We start from the raw sequence: 18,233 nt of genomic DNA, 5'->3' as shown, positions 1-18,233 counted from the left end.
TAAATAAATTTAAATAATTTTTGTAAAGTAATTGATGTAAGACTTATTTTACAAACATATCAATGGCTTTGTTAAGTTCTTCTATACTTTGCTTATTTTCTTCCGTATCTATATGATGTATACAATGTGCTAAGTGTTCTTTTAGTATAGCTTTTGCGGTATTATTTATTGCTGCTTTAACAGCGGCAAGCTGTATTAAAATTTTACTACAATCTTCATCTCTTGCCACCATATTTTTAACCGCTTCTAAATGTCCTATTGTACGACTAAGTCTATTGCTAATAGCTTTGATATGTTTTTGGGAATGTTGATGAGTATGTATGTGATTTTTTAACTTTTTCATAGTCTATCCCTAAAAATTTTTATTTTTTAGATAAAATACTTAGATTATTCTAGCATAAAAAATAAAAGAAATTCTATTTAAAATGTAGTTTTAATTTACAATTTCTTAAGTATTTTTTATTAGAATTTATTTAAAATATTTTTATTATTTTATGGAGTTTCACTTGAAAACAAAACGATTTTTAAGCATTTTGGCAGGTTTTATAAGTTCTTTAGTATTTTGTATTTTCCTTGTTGGAAATTTACAGGCTAAAGCTGATGATAATAAGAAAATAGAACAACGCTTACAAGCTTTAGATAAGCTCACTAAAACTTTAGCTATAGTTGAGCAATATTATGTTGATGATGAAAATATAAGTGATTTAGTGGATAAATCTTTATCTGGGCTTTTAAGTAATCTTGATGCACACTCTTCTTTCTTAAATGAGAAAGATTTTAACGATATGAAAATTCAAACCAATGGCGAATTTGGAGGACTTGGAATTACAGTAGGTATGAAAGATGGAGCTTTAACTGTCGTTGCTCCTATGGAAGGAACTCCAGCGGATAAAGCAGGAATAAAATCTGGAGATATTATCTTAAAGATAAATAATGAAGCAACCTTAGGCATGAATTTAAATGATGCTGTAGATAAAATGCGTGGCAAGCCAAAAACTCAAATTACTTTAACCATTTTTAGAAAAGGAACAACTAAACCTTTTGATGTGGTTCTTATGCGTGATATTATTAAAGTAGAAAGCGTTTATGCTAAATTAATCAAAAAAGAAAATATGCTCTATTTAAGAGTGACAAATTTTGATAAAAATGTAGTGGATTCTGTAAGCAAAGAGCTTAAAAAGTATCCTAATGTTAAAGGAGTTGTTTTAGATCTTAGAAATAATCCTGGAGGGCTTTTAAATCAAGCTATAGGACTTGTTAATTTATTTGTAGATAAAGGTGTAATTGTTTCACAAAAAGGACGTATAGCTAGCGAAAATCAAGAATTTAAAGCTGAAGCAAAAAATAAAATTTCTAATGCACCTTTGGTGGTACTTGTCAATGGTGGAAGTGCAAGTGCAAGCGAGATAGTCAGTGGAGCTTTACAAGATTTAAAAAGAGCTGTAATTATCGGTGAAAATACTTTTGGAAAAGGCAGTGTACAACAAATTATACCTATTAGTAAAACTGAGGCTTTAAGATTAACAATTGCAAGATATTATTTGCCTAGTGGTCGCACTATTCAAGCAGTTGGTGTAAAACCTGATATTGAAGTTTTTCCTGGAAAAGTTAATACTCAAGACGATGGCTTTAGCTTAAAAGAAAGCGATTTGAAGCAGCATTTAGAAAGTGAGCTTGAAAAAACTAAGAATAAAAAAATAGAAGATAACAAAGAAGACGATAAAAACGTTATAACAGAAAAACAAATCAATGATGATGCACAATTAAAATCTGCGATTGATGCAATTAAAATTTTAAACATTAGATAATAAAATAGGGAGAATGAGTATGACAAAAAAAGATTTGCTTTATGAAGGAAAAGGGAAAAAGCTTTTTAAGACAGATGATGAGAATTTACTCATCAGTGAGTTTAAAGATGATTTAACAGCTTTTAATGCAGAGAAAAAAGGAAATGAAAGCGGCAAAGGAGCTTTAAATTGTAAAATCAGCACAGAAATTTTCCATTTACTTGAAAAAAATGGTATCAAAACTCATTTAGTAGAAATTATAAGTGATACTGAGCAATTAGTAAAAAAATGCAAAATTGTTCCTATAGAAGTTATAGTGCGTAATGTTGCCACAGGTTCTATTGTAAAAAGATTGGGCTTAGAAGATGGCAAGGTTTTACCTTTTGCTTTGGTTGAGTTTTGTTTAAAAGATGATGTTTTGGGTGATCCTTTTATCAATGATGATCATTGTTTGATTTTAAATTTGGTTCAAAATGAAGCTCAAATTCAAGAAATTAAAAATATAGCTAAAAAAATCAATTCTATTTTAACTCCGTTTTTTGATTCTAAGAATTTAAGACTTATAGATTTTAAAATAGAACTTGGTTTAACTAAAGATAATGAACTTGTTTTAGCTGATGAAATAAGTCCTGATAGCTGTAGATTTTGGGATAAATTTAGCAATGAAAAATTAGATAAAGATAGATTTCGCCAAGATTTAGGCAACGTAAAAGTAGCGTATGAAGAAGTTTTAAAAAGAATTTTAGGTTAGGGTATTATAGATGAAAATAGTGGTGAATATTTTTTTAAAAAATGGAGTTTTAGATCCCCAAGGTAAAGCGATTGAAAAAGCTTTACGCTCTTTAAATTTTAATGAAGTTAAAGAGGTAAGGATGGCCAAACAACTTATACTTGATTTAGATGAAAAAGATGAATTAAGAGCTAAAGAACGTATTGCTAAAATGTGTGAGGAGTTATTGGTTAATAATGTGATTGAAGATTATGAACTGAGTATGAGTGAGAAATAATGAAAGTTGCGATTATTCGATTTCTTGGGACAAATTGCGAATTTGATACAGAGTATGCATTCGACAAACTTGGAGTTAAAACAGAAATCATTTGGCATGAACAAAAAGAATTTAGTGCCGATTTAGTCGTTTTGCCTGGTGGATTTTCTTATGGAGATTATTTAAGATGTGCAGCGATTGCTAAACTTGCACCAGCTATGCAAGGTGTTTTTGAGCATGTTAAAAAAGGGGGTTATGTTTTAGGAATTTGTAATGGGTTTCAAATTCTTTTAGAAAGCGGTCTTTTAAAAGGTGCGATGAAGCATAATGAAAATTTAAGTTTTATTTCAAAAAATCAAGACCTAAGAGTAATTTCAAATCAAAATGTTTTTTTAAGAAAATTTCAAAAAGGTGATATCATTAATCTACCTATTGCTCACGGAGAAGGAAACTATTATGCAGATGAAAACATTTTAAAAGAATTGCAAGATAAGGATTTAATTACTTTAAAATATAAATCAAATCCTAACGGTTCTCTTTGCGATATTGCTGGAATTTGTGATGAAAATAAAAAAATTTTTGGTCTTATGCCACATCCTGAACGAGCTTGTGATAGCATTTTAGGTAATGAAATAGGTCTAAAAATGCTTGAAGGTTTTATGTGAGGATATTGTTTTTTGTATTTTTAATTTCTTTGAATCTTTTTGCTCGAGGGGAAATTTCTGTTTTTAGCGGCCAAGATGAAAAAATGCAAGAAGAATTAAAAAAACTTCCAAAAGAGGATCAAAGAATTTATCAAAATATTACTCCAAGTGATGAAAATTTAGATATTGATATTAATGATGTCGAAGATCCTTTTGTGCCCCAAAGTTCTTTAGTATTAACTAACGATGAGTATCCACTTAAAGTTTATGTTAACGAAGCTTTTCCAATTACTATTTACGCAAAAACTACAGAAAATACTGATTTTGATTTTAAGATTGGTTTGAAAAAAAATAATGATTTGCTTTTTTTAAACCCTGATGCAAAATGGGAAAATGTACAAGGCGAATATGTAACAACTTTGTGGTTTGAAGCTAAAACTTCAAATGCTTTATTGAAACAAATTTCAATTCAACTATTAAGAAATGGACAGGTTTTTCAACAAGCTAATTTAAATTTAAATCCGATTAAATATGAAGTCACACCAAGCAATAATAATTTTGCACATTTAATAGCAAGTTCTTTAGAAGTAAAAAAAATAAAAACGAGCAATTTTGATAATCATAATGTTATTGTTATGCTTGAGTTAAATGCTAGAAATACTAATCTTAAAAGTTTTTATATCGATGGTGTTCAAAAACAAGGAGTTGAAAATTTAAAAGGTGATTTTAATGCTTCTAGTGCATTTTATTATGCGATTTTACCATCTTCTAAAACCAATTTTGAATTTTCATATTTCAATAAAGATACTAAAAGTCTTGAAAATATGAGTTTTAAACTCATTGTTAGCGATGACGAGGTAAGCACTCAAAGCGACTTAAATCCGACAAATAAAAGTTTTAATATTTATAAGCAATATGCATTTTGGTGCTTAACATTTATTTTTGCAGTTTTGTTTGTATGGAAAAAAAATTATATTATCTTTGGTTTAGCAGTTGTTTGTTTTATTCTCGGTTTTTTTGTAGATACAAATATAAAAAGCGGCATTTTAAAAGCAGGATCAAGAGCTAAAATTTTACCTACTGAGCCTTCAACTTATTTTTATACAGCCAATTCAAACGAAAAAGTTAAAATTTTAGGAAAAAGATTAAATTATGTTAAAGTACTTCTTGAAAATAGCCAAATAGGATGGGTACTTCGTGAAGATTTACAAAAAAATTAAAGCTTTATATTTTTGGATTTTTTTTATTTTTAGTATTTTAATTGTAGTATGTTGCTTTTGTTTTGTAAATTCGCAAAATACCCTTTGGAAAATTCGTAGAATTTGGGCTAAATTTCAAAAATATACTATTTTTTATAAAACAGAGCTTGTGGGTGAATTTAACCCTAGCGCAAATATGATTTTAATGAATCATCAAAGTGCTTTAGATATTATTGCTTTAGAGGATCTGTATCCAAAAAATTTATGCTGGATTGCAAAAAAAGAACTGGGTGAAATTCCACTTTTTAAAATCACTATAAAAAAACCAAAATTGCTTTGTATTGATAGAAAAAATCCAAGGGATTTAGTGCGTGTATTAAAAGAAGCTAAAGCAAGACTAAATGAAAATAGGGTTTTGGCGATTTTTCCTGAAGGAACGCGTTCAAAAACAGCAAAAATGCTTAAATTTCAAAGCGGGGCTAAAGTTTTGGCTGAAAAATTGAATTTAAAAGTTCAGCCTATTTTAATTGTAGATTCTGCTAACATTTTAGATACAAAAAGTTTTAGCGTGGGAAGTGGTGGAATTTTAAGGATTATTTGCATGGATTTAGTAGATACTAGCGATGAGAGATGGCTTGAAAGTACTAGAAAAAAAATGCAAGAAATACTAGATCAAGAAAGAATAAAATTATGCTCAATATGATTTTAATTGTGGGCATAGGTGGTTTTTTAGGTTCTGTATTTAGAATGTTAAGCATTAATTTTATCAATAAAATTTTTCCACATTCCATTGGCTTTGGTACTCTTTTTGTAAATATTTTAGGCTCGTTTGCCATAGGGCTTTGTTTTTCTTATGCACAAAATAAAGGTTTATCTTTAAATATTAAAAATTTTATTAATACTGGATTTTTAGGGGCTTTTACAACTTTCTCTACTTTTTCTTATGAAAATTTAATGCTTTTGCAAAATGGAAATTATTTTTATCTTTTTCTTAATATTGTTTTTAATGTCATTTTGTGTTTATTGGCAGTTTGGTTTGGTTTTGTAATTTTTAAATAAATTTTTTAGAATTTTGTATTTTTTGCTAAAATAACGCATTTGAAAAATACAAAGGAGAAAAAATGCAATTTCAAACTGAAGTTAATCAACTTTTACAATTGATGATTCATTCTTTATATTCAAACAAGGAAATTTTTTTAAGAGAGCTTATTTCTAATGCTAGCGATGCTTTAGATAAATTGAATTTTTTAAGCGTCAGTGATGATTCTTATAAGAGCTTAAAATTTGATCCTAAAATAGAAATTACAATAGACAAAGATAAAAAAACTCTAACCATTGGTGATAATGGTATAGGTATGAATAAAGAAGATTTGGTAAATAATTTAGGAACTATTGCAAAGAGTGGTACAAAAAGCTTTTTGGAGAATTTAAGTGGCGATGCTAAGAAAGATTCTCAACTTATAGGGCAATTTGGCGTTGGATTTTATTCTGCTTTTATGGTAGCCGACAAGATTGAAGTTTTAAGTAAAAAAGCTTTGGATGATAAAGCTTATCTTTGGACTTCTGATGCTAATGGCTATGAAATTGAGGATGCTAAAAAAGAAGATCAAGGAACTACAATCACTCTTTATTTAAAAGATGATGAATTTGTTAATTCTTATAAAATTGAAAGTATTGTAGAAAAATATTCAAATCATATACAATTTCCAATTTTTATGGAAAAAGAAGAATATATTCCTGCTAAAGAGGGCAAAACAGAAGGAAAGAGTGAGGTAAAAATCACTCAAATTAATAAAGCCAATGCTCTTTGGAGAATGCAAAAATCAAGCTTAAAAACTGGAGATTATGAAAAATTTTATGAACAAAATTTCCACGATTCTAATAAACCTTTGTTATATCTTCATACTAAAAGTGAAGGAAAATTAGAATACAACTCCTTATTTTTTATCCCAAAAAATGCCCCTTTTGATCTTTTTAGAGTGGATTATCAAAGCGGACTTAAACTTTATGTAAAGCGTGTTTTTATCAGTGATGATGACAAAGAACTTTTGCCAACTTATTTGCGTTTTGTTAGAGGGATTATCGATGTTGAAGATTTACCGCTGAATGTAAGTCGTGAAATTTTACAAGAAAATCAAATTTTGAAAGCAGTAAAAGAAGCTAGCGTTAAAAAAATACTTAGCGAGCTTGAAAAATTAAAAAATAAAAATAAAGATAAATATTTGGATTTTTTTAAAACCTTTGGAAAAGTTTTAAAAGAAGGGCTTTATGGTTTTGGAACAGAAAAAGAAAATTTACTAAAACTTATGTTTTATAAAAGCACCAAAGATGAAAATTTACGTTCTTTAGAAGAATACAAAAATGATTTGCAAAAAGATCAAAAAGAAATTTTTTATATTACAGGAAGTAATGAAAGTTTGCTTAGAAATTCGCCTTTATTGGAAGAATATAAACAAAAAAATGTAGAAGTATTGTTAATGGATGATGAGATTGATTCTTTAGTAACCCCTATGCTTGGAGAATATGAAGGATTAAAATTTGTAGCTATCAATCAAGTTGAAGATAAAAACGAATTTAGCGATGAAGAGAAAAAAGAATATGCTCCACTTGTAGCTAAATTTAAAGAGCTTTTAAAAGATGAGGTTGAAGATGTAAGATTAACCAGTCGTTTGAAAGATAGCCCAAGTTGTATTGTTTTTGATAAAAATAAACCTGATTTTGCTATGCAGCAACTTTTAAAACAAATGGGACAAGAACAAAATATAAAACCTATTTTGGAGATCAATCCAAAACATGCTATTTTTTCAGGACTCAAAAATAATGAAACATTCTATAGCGATATTGCAATTTTAGTATTAAATATGGCTAAACTTAGTGAGGGTATGGGTATTGAGAATGCTTCTGAATTTAATGCAAGTTTGGCTAAAATCATTACAAAGGCATTTTCATGATAGAAAATATTCCGGCTAATATTTGGACAAAACAAGATTTAAGCGAATATCAAATTTTTGATGTTCGCACTCCTTTGGAATGGGAAGAAGGGGTTTTGGCTAATGTAGAGTGTATTTGGTTGTATGACAATAAAGGCTTTTTGAATGAAAATTTTTTAGATGAATTCCAAACTAAAAGAAATAAAGATAAAAAAATAGCTTTTATTTGTCGTAGTGGATATAGGAGTATGATGGCTGCCCAACTTGTACAAGAACGATTAAATTTAGATAGTGCTAATTTAGATGGTGGAATGTTAGCGTTTCAAGGAAATTGATGATAGGAATATACTTATTAATAACTGCTTTGTCTTTTTTATTTCTTTATTTTGCTGTTAAAAAAATAACTTCAAATATTGATGAAAGAGTATTATTTGAACCTATAAAAGCAGATATTTATCCCAAATTTTGTGATTTAATCGATGAGAAAATTAGAGAATTTAAAGATCGTGTTCAAAATCAGAATTTAATATTAAAAATTCAAGAAAAACAAGATGAATTTTTAGAAAAACTTGGAGATTTAAGCAGAGAGCTTACCTTTATCCAAACAATGAATTTGAGCAATAAAAGCGATGATATTTGGCAAAATGAGCTTTTTAATTTTTTAAAAAAATTAGAAAATGTTTTACTTGAGTTTTTAAAAAATGGCGAAGAAGAAGCTGAAAATTTAAGAGATTTTTTAATGAATGAATTTGAAAAACTGAAGGTAAATAATTAGATGCTTTATTTTGAGTTATTTTTTAGTTTGATTATTGTCCGTAATTGGTTTTAAAAAATCCTCATTGATTAAAATGTCAACTACATCTTTAAACATAGGCAAAGCACTTTGAGCTGCATAATAGCTGTAAGGTTTGGTTGGATTTCTTACTAAAACCCCTACGGTGTAAGCGTGCGATGCGTCATTAGCAAAGCCAAAAAAAGAAGCATTATAGCGATTTGAAGTGTAGCCTTGTCTTTCGGCAATCCTAGCTGTTCCTGTTTTGCCTCCTAAAATAACTCCTTTTGTGAAAGCTTTTCTTCCTGTTCCTTTTTCTATAACATCGATCAATATTCTTTGCATAAGTCGAGCCGATTGAGAGCTTAAAATAGTTTCTTTTCTTATATTGTTATCTAAATTTACAAAACGTCCATCTTGATAATATTTTTCAGCCAAACGAGGCGTAATATAAACTCCATTATTATTAAAAACATTATATGCAGCAAGTAATTGCATAAAAGTAGTTTTAAGTCCATATCCATAACTTAGAACAGATTTTTCTATTTCTCTTAAGTGTTTAGGATTAGGTATTTCTCCTTTTTGTTCATAGGGAAGATCAATACCACTTTTATCTCCAAAATTAAAAATTTTTAAACCCGTGATTATTTCTATATTGCTTAATCTTTGAGCAATTTGTATCATTCCTATATTAGAAGAATATCTTATAACCTCTTCGGCAGTCATTTTGCTCATTTTATGATCATCTCTAATGGTAAAGCGACCAAGTTTATATGAGCCTCCATAGGTATTGATTATTTCATCAAGCGTTGTTTTTCCAAGTTTTAATGCGGTGATAAAAATAAAAGGTTTGATAACAGAACCTGCTTCGTATCCGTATTCAATAGCACTTGCATTTAATACAGATAAATCTTTACCGCGATTTTCAGGATCATAACGTCTAGAACTTGCTAGAGCTAAAATTTTACCAGTTCTACTATCCATAACCCCAACAATGATTTCATTAGCTTTCAAATCTTCATTACGTTCATCAATAGCTCTTTCAATACTTTTTTGAAGTTTTAAAGAGACGCTAAGGTATAAGTCGCAACCATTTATTTTTTTTTGTTGCAACGAATTTAGATTTAAAATAATATTTCCACCTATATCTTTTAAACCCTGAATTCTTTCATTTTGTAAAGGACTTAGACATTGATCATAATATTTTTCTAAACCTTTAACTCCAACATTTTTTAAAATTTCGCTTTCTGAGTCTAAAACAACTTTTGTATAGCCTATAGCCGGAGTAAAAGAATCGTGCGACATATAAATTCTATCTTCTTCATGTTCTATAATATTTAAACCTCTAGTTTCGACTTTACCAATGCTATTTGTAAACGCTTTAAAAAATCCTTGTATGTATAATTTTTTAGCAAGGTCTTTAAGATAACTTGCCTGTTTGGAGTCCAAATTTTGAGAAAGGATAAAATTATAAGAATGTTTTTTTTGATTTTGAATTCTTTTTTTAATTGTTATTATTTCTTTATCACTAACTCCACTATAAATTTGAAAAAGCTTTAAAAAAAGATCAAATTTATCCTTATTGATACTTCTTAAATCAATTTCTGCACGATATATTTGCTTTGAAGTAGAAATTGTAAAATTATCTTTTGTTATAATATTTCCGCGTAAGGCTAAGGAATATTGATCTTTTTCCGTATTAGGAATATGACGTTTAGATGTGAGAAAAAAAGTTGAACTAAGAAAAATAATCATAAACAAAAGCGCCATGCAGTAAGCAAAAGCAACTTTTGAAACACGATTTTTTTTATACTCTTGCATAGAGTTTAGATTTGTGTTCTTGTAATTTCTTTATAGGCGTTAAGAGCTTTATTTCTAACCTCTAGCATAAATTTCATACTGCTTTCAGCTTTTGTGATAGCAATAGCTGCTTGATGTAAATCTTTAACTTGTCCTGTAGCAATATCTGTCATTGCAGCTTCACCAGTTTTTTGAGCTTTATTTAAATCATCAATTTCATTTTTAAGCATTTTTGCAAATTCTTCGCCGATTCCGTTTTGCGAATTTTGACTCACGTTTGTTTTCGAAACGTTGTTATTTAGTCTTAAATCATTAATATTGTTCATTTTTTATTATCCTCTTAATAAATCGATTGCACTTTGTGCAATAGTTTTAGCACTTGTAAAAGCACTAACGTTTGCTTGATAAGCTCTTGTAGCTTCAATTAAATCCGCCATTTCTATTACAGGATTAACATTAGGATAAGCAACATAACCTTCAGCGTTTGCATCTGGATTGCTTGGATCGTATTTCATTCTAAAATCCTTATCATCTCTTACAACTTTATCCACAACAACACTTTGAATAGCTGGTTTAGCTTCTTCAGGTGAGCTTGGATCGTTTAAAGGATTTTCATATTTTAGAAAATTATTATCCTTGCTAATTTGCTCATTTAAAAGCTTATCAAAATCAGTTGCCTTAAAGATCACTTCGCGTCTTCTGTAAGGTCCGCCTTCTGCTGTTCTAGTTGTGTTTGCATTAGCTATATTAGAGCTAATAACATTCATTCTAAAACGTTGAGCACTTAAACCGTATCCGCTAATATCAAAATCACTTAAGTATGCCATAATTTACCTTTAACTTAATTTAGAGCTTGCATCAATTATAGAACTAAATATATTACTTTGTTTTCTTAAAACTCCGTCAAGAGCTGTAATCATAACTGTATTTTTGCTCATTTCCGTTGTTTCAACATCTAAATCTACAGTGTTTCCATCGTTTCTTGCTAAATGTCCATCTCTTAAATAAATTGTTGATTTATTAGGATCTGGAAATTTCCAAGGCTCTTGATGTCCCTTTTCTGTAATTGCTAATTCTAATTCTTTATTATCGTTTTCCCTAAAAATTTCATTAGCACGATGTACTAAAGCAGTTTCAAATTCTATATCTCTTGCTTTATAAAAAGGAGTATCAACGTTTGCAAGATTAGCATTGATAAGTTGATTTCTAAGATTTCTACCCGCTAAAGCGCTAGTAACAAGTTCTTTCGATTTAAATGGGTCGATCATTTTCTATCCTTTTTATTTATAATTTTCAATTTAACAAGCAAATAGTGTTCCAACTTTTATAAATTTTTTAGTTTTTTTGTAAATTAATAGCTTTATTGTGATCATTTAAATTTGTAGTAAAAATATGAACTCCAGTATTTTTATCACGTACAAAATATAAATAATCAGTCTTTGCTGGAAAAATCGCTGCACGAATAGCAGCTAAAGATACATTACAAACTGCTTCCTTTGGCAAACCTTCAAATTTATAAGTATTATAAAAACTATTGTCTTCTCTTATTCTTTGAGGTGTGATTTTTTCATGAGAATAAATCCCATAGTTTAAGGTTCCATCCATTTGAAGTCTCATTCCTTTTTTAATGCGATTATAAATTACACTTGCAACTACAGGCATTTCGGCTTCATTGGCGGCCTCTTTTTGAATAATAGAAGCTGTTATGATGTATTGATGCCATTTTTTAGGGTTGTATTCTCCAAAAATTTTTTCAGAAGTTTTTTGATTTGATTTTTCTGAATAGTTGAGTAAAATTTGTATTAATAAATTTTCAGTTATTCCTTTTGGAATTTTATAAGTTTCTGGTAAAAAAACTCCTTCAGAGTAAGGAGATTGTTTTTGAAATTCAAATAAAAGTAAATTTTTATCAAGTTTTAATTTCTTAGCAGTTTGTTCTAAAAAAACGATACTAGTTTCTCCTGGAATTAAAGTGATTGTTTCAAGTGCAGCTTTAGCTACAGTTAATTTATGTAAAAATTCTATTCTATTTAGTTTTTGCGTACCTATATTAATCCAACCAGATTGAGGATGTCCTAGAAAAAATAAAATATATTTATCAATCGGACTCATTTCATATTTATTTTGTTTTAGATGTGATATAATTTGACCAATAGAACCTTGTGGTAAAAAAACAACAGGATTGCTTTTTAAAGGTTGAATAAGATAATAAAAAATTCCCAAAATAAATATTAATAAGAAATTACGAATGAAGAAAAAAATTTTATACACATTTGCAGTATTATTTGCATTATTGTTGATTACATTTTTAGCATTAAAGAATGGGTTGTTCATCTCTAGTATCCAATTTGATTTTTTAAAACTTGAACAATTATATATTAAATTAGATAAAAAACTTATTTTACGAGCGAAAAATATTACTATAAAAACAGATGAATCTTCACGCAATGAAGCTAATTTTGGTTCTAAAGAATTTTTAGATATTGTTAAAAATTTAAAATATTTTTATGCTTTTTTCGAAGAGGTTGATATTCAAAGTTTTAATGTAAAAGATAATCAAGCACGTTTATTATTTAAAAATAATGAATTTTTTATGGACAATGATTTATTATTTGTCAAACTTTCTTTATTTGAACAAAATAAAAATATCAATGCTGAAATTAAAAAAGTATTATTTAAAGATTATAATTTAAGTATTGTTGGAAATTTAAGTATTAATACCAAAAGTGAATTTTATAATTTTAATGGTATAGCAAGAAGTGATTTTATCGATTTTAATGTTAGTATTTCTTATAAAAATAAAAATTTAGCTTACAAGATAGAGGATGTTAATATTAAAGATTTTATTGGCATTATGAGCAAGATAAAAAGAAAGGTAGTTTTGCCAAAAAGTGTAGATCTTTGGATAACACATAATGCTGTAGGCGGTTTTTATCATTTTGATTTTATACAAGGTTTTATCGATTTTGCTAGAAATAATTATTATTTTGATAATATCAGTGCTTTTGGTTATGTAAATAATGTAAAAGTTCGTTTAGATAATTATATGAATGCTATTGAATTTCCAAGGCTTGATTTAAATTTAAGTAATCAAAAATTAGATTTTCAATTTCAAAAAGCTTCATATAATGGAGCAGATTTAAGTCAAAGTAAAGTTTATTTATTCGATTTATTTGATGAAAAAAAAATTGGAATTTATTTGCGTATAAAATCAGATAATTTAAAATTTGATCAAAAACTTGCACGAGCTTTGCAAAATTATCATTTCAAATTGCCTTTTTATCAAACAAGTGGAAATCTTAAAGGAGATTTAGAGCTTAAGGTTTATTTTCATGAAAAAGGTCAAGTCATCCATAACGGTATATTTTTTTTAGAAGATGCTAATTTATCTTTAGAAAATACCAATTTATCTTTATTCGATTTTAACATTTCTAAAGCTTTAATTAGGCTTAATCAAAATGATTTAAATATAGAAAATGCCAACATAAAAAATGATTTTTTACAAGCTAATTTCAATGCTAAAATAGATTTACAAAATCATAAAGGAGTGTTTGATACTCAAATTTCAAGATTTTATTTTGATGATGGAAAGCTATTGGATATGAAAAATCAAAATATTATCATTAATTTGGATTATTCTCAAAATTTACAATTAGATATACCAAATTGGAATTCAACATTAAATTTCAAGGATAAAATAGAGGTAAATTTAAATAATCCTAATGTTTTTATTACCCATTCTCCCATACTTAAAAAATTTGGTTTTTTAGATGCTAAGAATATTTATTTTAATGGGGAGAATTTTCAAAATTTTAATTTGCAAGCACAAGATATTTCTTTTGATGGTAATTTATTAACTAAAGATCAAGTTCCTTACAGAGATAGTTTGAGTATAATGAAACAAAAAGATACTATTAATATTAATACCCAAAGTGATTTAATAAGTGCTGTAATTACCCCGCTAAAAAAAGAAATTCAAGTTAAGAATTTAACCTATATTTACAAAAAAGATACAAATTCTTCCGACTCTATTTTTGATATTAATAAAAATAAACAAAATATTGTTTTTGGCGGTGCCAATTTTTCTTTAGTATTGGGAGATTTAAATAAAACTTTGGCTTTTGATAAAATAGAAGTTAAGTTAAATGAAAATGTTTTAAGTGCTAGAGGTTCAAGAGGCAATACAAATTTAAGTTTTTATTATAGTCCAAATGATTTGAAATTCTTTGCTAAAAACATAGATGATCAATATTTGAATGAATTTTTACAAAAGCAAGCTGTACAAGATGGTATTTTTAATTTAAGCATAGTCGGAAGCGGAGTTGATTATTTTGATGGAGAATTTGATTTCAAAAACACTTTTATTAAGGATTTAAAAGGAATTAATCAATTGATTTCTTTTATAGATACAGTTCCTAGCCTATTAATGTTTAAAACCCCAACCTTTAACCAAAAGGGTTTAAATTTTCAAGATGGAAGAATTATTTTTAACCGAAAAAAAGATTTATTAAGCTTTAGTGCGATTAAAATAAATGGGGATAGTGTTGATATTTATGGATTAGGAAGTGCAAACTTACGTCTTTATACTATAGATTTAGATTTGGAATTAAGGACATTAAAATCAGCTTCTGAAACGATTTCAAAAGTTCCAATTTTAAATTATGTAATTTTAGGAAAAAATCAGCAAATCAGCACAAATATTAAAGTTGATGGAACACTTGATAATCCGAGCTTTCATACTCAAATTTTAAGCGATACTTTAAAAACTCCATTTAATTTAATTAAAAATATTATACAACTTCCTGCAAATTTATTTAATTAAAAAAGTAATAAAATTTTGCTAAAACTAAAATAAACTTTAAAATTACTCTTGCATTTTTTTATAATTGTAATATACTTAAGTTATATAAAAAATTAGCACTTTAAGAAGGATAAAAAATGCAAATTACTTACACTTTAACAGATGAATCTCCCGCATTGGCTACTTATTCGTTCTTGCCAATAGTAAAAGCTTTTTTAAGTAGAGCACATATAGGGGTTAAAACCTCTGATATTTCTTTATCTGGAAGAATTTTAGCAACCTTTAATGACTATTTAAAAGATGAACAAAAATGTGAAGATGCCTTAGTGTTTTTAGGAGAACTTGTAAAAAAACCGGATGCAAATATAATCAAAACTCCTAATATTTCAGCTTCTATTCCTCAGCTGAAATCAGCCATTAAAGAATTACAGGATAAAGGTTATATGTTACCAAATTACCCAGATGAGCCAAAAAATGATGAAGAAATTCAAATAAAAGCAAAATATCAAAAAGTTTTAGGCTCAGCGGTTAATCCTGTTCTTAGGCAAGGTAATTCAGATCGTCGTTCTACCAAGGCTGTAAAAGATTATGCTAAAAATAATCCTTATCGTATTAGCGATTTTGATCCAAAATCTAAAACTTGTGTTTCTTATATGAAAGAAGGAGATTTTTTCTCAAACGAGAAAGCTGTTTTGGTTGAACAAGATTGTATAGCCAGTATTGAATTTTTATCAAGAGATGGAAAGAATGAAGTTTTAAAAAAAGATTTAAAGCTTGAGAAGAATGAAATTTTAGATGCTACTTTTATGGATGTAAAAAAACTAGAGAAATTTTTTGCTAAAGAAATTCAAGTAAGCAAAGATAACGATGTACTTTTTTCACTTCATTTAAAAGCAACTATGATGAAAGTTAGTGATCCTATACTTTTTGGTTATGCTCTTAAAATATTTTTTAAAGAATTATTTGATGAATTTAGTGAAGAATTTGAAAAAATAGGAATAAATCCGAATAATGGTTTAAGTGAGCTTTTGGTAAAAATTGAAAATTCTGCTAAAAAAGAAGCCATTTTAAAGAAATATAATGAAATTTTGTCTCAATCTGCTGAAATTTCTATGGTTAATTCTGATAAAGGTATTACAAATTTACATGTTCCAAGCGATGTGATTGTAGATGCTTCTATGCCGGCAATGCTTAAAAATGGAGCAAAATTATGGGATAAAGAAGGTAAATTAAAAGATACCAATGCGGTTATTCCTGATCAAACCTATGCAACTATTTATGAGGCAGTACTTGAAGATTTGTGCAAAAATGGCACTTTAAATCCTGCAAAACTAGGTAGTGTTTCCAATGTAGGTTTGATGGCAAAAAAGGCACAAGAATATGGCTCACACGATAAAACTTTTGTCGCTAAAGAAGACGGAATTTTTAAAATTGTTTTTAATGGCAAAATTTTACTTGAGCATAAGGTAAAAAAAGGGGATATTTATAGAGTAAATCAGGCAAAATTTGATGCCGTACTTAATTGGATAGATTTAGGTATTGAAAGAGCTGAATTAACTGGAAATGAAGCAATTTTTTGGCTAGATTCTAAAAGAGCAAGTAATAAAATTATGATAGATTTGGTTCAAAATCGCTTAAAAGAGAAGGGTAAAGTTATAGCTATTATGTCTCCAAAAGAAGCATGTTTGAGAAGTTTAGAACTTATTCGATCCGGCAAAGATGTTATTTCTATTACGGGTAATGTTTTAAGGGATTATTTAACTGATCTTTTTCCTATTTTAGAACTTGGAACAAGTGCTAAAATGCTTTCAGTTGTACCTATGTTAAACGGGGGTGCTATGTTTGAAACAGGAGCAGGTGGATCAGCACCTAAGCAAGTAGAACAATTGGTTAAGGAAAATCATTTACGCTGGGATAGTTTGGGTGAATTTTTAGCTTTGCAAGCGAGTTTGGAATTTTATGCCAATAAATGCAACAACCATAAAGCTAAAGTTTTAGCAGAATGTTTAGATGAAGCTATTGGAGATTGGCTTGAAAATAACAAAACTCCTTCAAGAAAAGTTAAAGAAGATGATAATCGCACTAGTCATTTTTATTTGGCTATGTATTTTTCAAATCATTTAGCAAGACAAGCAAATGATATAGAACTTCAAACTTTTTTTAAAGATATTGCTTTAGAATTCTCTTCTAATGAAGAAAAAATTAGATCTGAATTTAATAATACTCAAGGAATCGAGATTGATTTAGGCGGATATTATAAATTTGATGATAAAAAAGCAGAGAAAATTATGCGTCCAAGTGTAACTTTTAATGCTATTATACAGAAAATAGAGCAAAGATGAAAATTACAATTATAGGTGCAGGTAATATCGGATCAAGTCTTTCTTATGGCTTGATTTTGCGCGAGTTAGTAAGTCAGATTGTTTTGATTGATATTAATGAAGAATTATTGATTGCAAAAGAATTGGAACTTGCTCAAAGTATAGCTGCTTTGAATTTAGACATTGATTTAATTTGCACTCAAGATTATAAATATACTCAAAATTCCGATATAGTTGTTTTTGGTGCAGGTTTTACGAGAAAAGACGGGCAAAGCAGAGAAGAACTTTTGCAATTAAATGCAAGTATTTTATTAGATTGTGCAAAAAAAATTAAAGAGTTTATCCCTGATCCACTTTTTATTGTTCTAACTAATCCTGTAGATTTTTTGCTTAATACCTTATATGAAAGTAGGCTTTTTTCGTCTAAAAAAATTGTTGCAATGGCTGGAATTTTAGATAACGCGCGTTTTAAATACGAAGTTGCTAAAAAATTAAATGTCAAAGTATCAAGAGTAGATACTAGACTTATAGGCTTTCACAATGATGATATGGTTTTGGTGAAATCTTATGCAAAGGTTAATAATAAAAGCATAGATGATTTTTTAAGTGAAGAAGAGTTTGAAGATTTGGAAAATGAAGTTAAAACAGGTGGCGCTAAAGTTATAAAATACTTAAAAAATTCAGCTTATTTAGCACCTGCTAGTGCTTGCATTAGGATGATAGAATCAATTAGAAGCGGAGAATTTCTACCTATGAGTGTTATTTTGCATGGAGATTTTGGTGTTAAGAATAAAGCTTTAGGAGTTATGGCAAGATTGGGATTTGAAGGCGTTATTGAAATTATGAAAATGGAACTCAGTGTACAAGAAAAACAAAAGTTGGAACAATCTTTAAGTAAATATCAATATAAAGGAGATAAAGAATAATGATTGAGAAAAAGAATTTTAAATATAATTTAAAAAAATAATTATATGATATAAAAAATTAATTTAA

19 protein-coding genes are annotated in these 18,233 nt (G+C 28.1%); 13 read left to right on the top strand and 6 right to left on the bottom strand.

Annotation, left to right across the window (positions count from 1 at the left end):
• Positions 1-43 precede the first annotated feature (43 nt).
• Complete coding sequence (locus CQA69_RS01165) at positions 44-343, bottom strand: metal-sensing transcriptional repressor (protein ID WP_137620011.1); 300 nt, start codon at positions 341-343, stop codon at positions 44-46.
• Positions 344-494: 151 nt separating this feature from the next.
• Here CQA69_RS01165 and CQA69_RS01160 point away from each other — a divergent pair, with 151 nt between their 5' ends.
• The 10 genes from CQA69_RS01160 (at position 495) to CQA69_RS01115 (ending at position 8,321) form a co-directional block, all read left to right on the top strand.
• Complete coding sequence (locus CQA69_RS01160; protein WP_137620010.1) at positions 495-1,808, top strand: S41 family peptidase; 1,314 nt, start codon at positions 495-497, stop codon at positions 1,806-1,808.
• A 19-nt stretch (positions 1,809-1,827) separates the two neighbouring features.
• On the top strand, positions 1,828-2,538 hold the full coding sequence (gene purC, locus CQA69_RS01155) for a phosphoribosylaminoimidazolesuccinocarboxamide synthase (RefSeq protein WP_137620009.1): 711 nt from the start codon (positions 1,828-1,830) through the stop codon (positions 2,536-2,538).
• Positions 2,539-2,548: 10 nt separating this feature from the next.
• Positions 2,549-2,794, top strand: coding sequence for a phosphoribosylformylglycinamidine synthase subunit PurS (gene purS / locus CQA69_RS01150; protein ID WP_137620008.1), 246 nt, complete (start codon positions 2,549-2,551; stop codon positions 2,792-2,794).
• The gene (purQ, locus tag CQA69_RS01145) at positions 2,794-3,438 is read left to right on the top strand and encodes a phosphoribosylformylglycinamidine synthase I (RefSeq protein WP_137620007.1); all 645 of its coding nucleotides are present in this window, start codon (positions 2,794-2,796) and stop codon (positions 3,436-3,438) included. Before purS ends, purQ begins: the two co-directional genes overlap by 1 nt.
• Positions 3,435-4,637, top strand: coding sequence for an SH3 domain-containing protein (locus CQA69_RS01140; RefSeq protein WP_137620006.1), 1,203 nt, complete (start codon positions 3,435-3,437; stop codon positions 4,635-4,637). The genes purQ and CQA69_RS01140 overlap by 4 nt, the downstream gene beginning before the upstream one ends.
• Positions 4,615-5,319: a lysophospholipid acyltransferase family protein gene (locus tag CQA69_RS01135; RefSeq protein ID WP_137620005.1), complete on the top strand. Its 705-nt coding sequence runs from the start codon at positions 4,615-4,617 to the stop codon at positions 5,317-5,319. Before CQA69_RS01140 ends, CQA69_RS01135 begins: the two co-directional genes overlap by 23 nt.
• Positions 5,307-5,675: a fluoride efflux transporter CrcB gene (crcB, locus tag CQA69_RS01130; RefSeq protein ID WP_137620004.1), complete on the top strand. Its 369-nt coding sequence runs from the start codon at positions 5,307-5,309 to the stop codon at positions 5,673-5,675. Before CQA69_RS01135 ends, crcB begins: the two co-directional genes overlap by 13 nt.
• Positions 5,676-5,737: 62 nt before the next feature.
• Positions 5,738-7,567 (top strand): molecular chaperone HtpG, encoded by a 1,830-nt coding sequence (htpG, locus tag CQA69_RS01125; RefSeq protein WP_137620003.1) that lies wholly within the window; start codon positions 5,738-5,740, stop codon positions 7,565-7,567.
• Positions 7,564-7,881, top strand: a complete 318-nt coding sequence (locus CQA69_RS01120; RefSeq protein ID WP_137620002.1) for a rhodanese-like domain-containing protein — start codon at positions 7,564-7,566, stop codon at positions 7,879-7,881. The genes htpG and CQA69_RS01120 overlap by 4 nt, the downstream gene beginning before the upstream one ends.
• A complete protein-coding gene (locus CQA69_RS01115) occupies positions 7,881-8,321 on the top strand; it encodes a hypothetical protein (RefSeq protein WP_137620001.1) in 441 nt (146 codons plus the stop codon). The genes CQA69_RS01120 and CQA69_RS01115 overlap by 1 nt, the downstream gene beginning before the upstream one ends.
• A gap of 15 nt (positions 8,322-8,336) precedes the next feature.
• Here CQA69_RS01115 and CQA69_RS01110 read toward each other — a convergent pair whose 3' ends face one another.
• The 5 genes from CQA69_RS01110 to mltG form a co-directional block, all read right to left on the bottom strand.
• The gene (locus CQA69_RS01110; protein WP_137620000.1) at positions 8,337-10,139 is read right to left on the bottom strand and encodes a peptidoglycan D,D-transpeptidase FtsI family protein; all 1,803 of its coding nucleotides are present in this window, start codon (positions 10,137-10,139) and stop codon (positions 8,337-8,339) included.
• A 5-nt stretch (positions 10,140-10,144) separates the two neighbouring features.
• Positions 10,145-10,444: a flagellar hook-basal body complex protein FliE gene (fliE, locus tag CQA69_RS01105; RefSeq protein WP_137619999.1), complete on the bottom strand. Its 300-nt coding sequence runs from the start codon at positions 10,442-10,444 to the stop codon at positions 10,145-10,147.
• A 6-nt stretch (positions 10,445-10,450) separates the two neighbouring features.
• The gene (flgC, locus tag CQA69_RS01100; RefSeq protein ID WP_137619998.1) at positions 10,451-10,945 is read right to left on the bottom strand and encodes a flagellar basal body rod protein FlgC; all 495 of its coding nucleotides are present in this window, start codon (positions 10,943-10,945) and stop codon (positions 10,451-10,453) included.
• Positions 10,946-10,954: 9 nt separating this feature from the next.
• Complete coding sequence (gene flgB / locus CQA69_RS01095; RefSeq protein ID WP_137619997.1) at positions 10,955-11,386, bottom strand: flagellar basal body rod protein FlgB; 432 nt, start codon at positions 11,384-11,386, stop codon at positions 10,955-10,957.
• Between the two features lie 67 nt (positions 11,387-11,453).
• Positions 11,454-12,452, bottom strand: coding sequence for an endolytic transglycosylase MltG (mltG, locus tag CQA69_RS01090; RefSeq protein ID WP_137619996.1), 999 nt, complete (start codon positions 12,450-12,452; stop codon positions 11,454-11,456).
• On the opposite strand from mltG, the gene CQA69_RS01085 reads away from it, so the two are divergent.
• From CQA69_RS01085 to CQA69_RS01075, 3 genes are all read left to right on the top strand, one after another.
• On the top strand, positions 12,367-14,940 hold the full coding sequence (locus CQA69_RS01085; protein ID WP_137619995.1) for a YhdP family protein: 2,574 nt from the start codon (positions 12,367-12,369) through the stop codon (positions 14,938-14,940). The two genes, mltG and CQA69_RS01085, sit on opposite strands and share 86 nt — an antisense overlap.
• Before the next feature lie 116 nt (positions 14,941-15,056).
• Complete coding sequence (locus tag CQA69_RS01080; RefSeq protein WP_137619994.1) at positions 15,057-17,261, top strand: NADP-dependent isocitrate dehydrogenase; 2,205 nt, start codon at positions 15,057-15,059, stop codon at positions 17,259-17,261.
• Complete coding sequence (locus CQA69_RS01075; protein ID WP_137619993.1) at positions 17,258-18,166, top strand: malate dehydrogenase; 909 nt, start codon at positions 17,258-17,260, stop codon at positions 18,164-18,166. The genes CQA69_RS01080 and CQA69_RS01075 overlap by 4 nt, the downstream gene beginning before the upstream one ends.
• Positions 18,167-18,233 lie beyond the last annotated feature (67 nt).

The sequence above is a fragment of the Campylobacter estrildidarum genome, assembly GCF_005406205.1.
Lineage (GTDB): Bacteria > Campylobacterota > Campylobacteria > Campylobacterales > Campylobacteraceae > Campylobacter_D > Campylobacter_D estrildidarum.
The sequence above is the reverse complement of the archived record's forward strand: the minus strand, read 5'-3'. Positions and strand labels throughout refer to the sequence as shown.

What these genes read in the sequence shown, in the direction of transcription:
- purS (WP_137620008.1), top strand. Translation starts at nt 2,549, where the DNA reads ATGAAAATAGTGGTGAATATTTTTTTAAAAAATGGAGTTTTAGATCCC.
- htpG (WP_137620003.1), top strand. Translation starts at nt 5,738, where the DNA reads ATGCAATTTCAAACTGAAGTTAATCAACTTTTACAATTGATGATTCAT.
- CQA69_RS01160 (WP_137620010.1), top strand. Translation starts at nt 495, where the DNA reads ATGGAGTTTCACTTGAAAACAAAACGATTTTTAAGCATTTTGGCAGGT.
- CQA69_RS01165 (WP_137620011.1), bottom strand. Translation starts at nt 343, where the DNA reads ATGAAAAAGTTAAAAAATCACATACATACTCATCAACATTCCCAAAAA.
- purC (WP_137620009.1), top strand. Translation starts at nt 1,828, where the DNA reads ATGACAAAAAAAGATTTGCTTTATGAAGGAAAAGGGAAAAAGCTTTTT.
- mltG (WP_137619996.1), bottom strand. Translation starts at nt 12,452, where the DNA reads ATGAACAACCCATTCTTTAATGCTAAAAATGTAATCAACAATAATGCA.
- CQA69_RS01080 (WP_137619994.1), top strand. Translation starts at nt 15,057, where the DNA reads ATGCAAATTACTTACACTTTAACAGATGAATCTCCCGCATTGGCTACT.
- flgC (WP_137619998.1), bottom strand. Translation starts at nt 10,945, where the DNA reads ATGGCATACTTAAGTGATTTTGATATTAGCGGATACGGTTTAAGTGCT.
- flgB (WP_137619997.1), bottom strand. Translation starts at nt 11,386, where the DNA reads ATGATCGACCCATTTAAATCGAAAGAACTTGTTACTAGCGCTTTAGCG.
- CQA69_RS01115 (WP_137620001.1), top strand. Translation starts at nt 7,881, where the DNA reads ATGATAGGAATATACTTATTAATAACTGCTTTGTCTTTTTTATTTCTT.
- CQA69_RS01110 (WP_137620000.1), bottom strand. Translation starts at nt 10,139, where the DNA reads ATGCAAGAGTATAAAAAAAATCGTGTTTCAAAAGTTGCTTTTGCTTAC.
- purQ (WP_137620007.1), top strand. Translation starts at nt 2,794, where the DNA reads ATGAAAGTTGCGATTATTCGATTTCTTGGGACAAATTGCGAATTTGAT.
- crcB (WP_137620004.1), top strand. Translation starts at nt 5,307, where the DNA reads ATGCTCAATATGATTTTAATTGTGGGCATAGGTGGTTTTTTAGGTTCT.
- CQA69_RS01120 (WP_137620002.1), top strand. Translation starts at nt 7,564, where the DNA reads ATGATAGAAAATATTCCGGCTAATATTTGGACAAAACAAGATTTAAGC.
- CQA69_RS01075 (WP_137619993.1), top strand. Translation starts at nt 17,258, where the DNA reads ATGAAAATTACAATTATAGGTGCAGGTAATATCGGATCAAGTCTTTCT.
- fliE (WP_137619999.1), bottom strand. Translation starts at nt 10,444, where the DNA reads ATGAACAATATTAATGATTTAAGACTAAATAACAACGTTTCGAAAACA.
- CQA69_RS01085 (WP_137619995.1), top strand. Translation starts at nt 12,367, where the DNA reads ATGAAGAAAAAAATTTTATACACATTTGCAGTATTATTTGCATTATTG.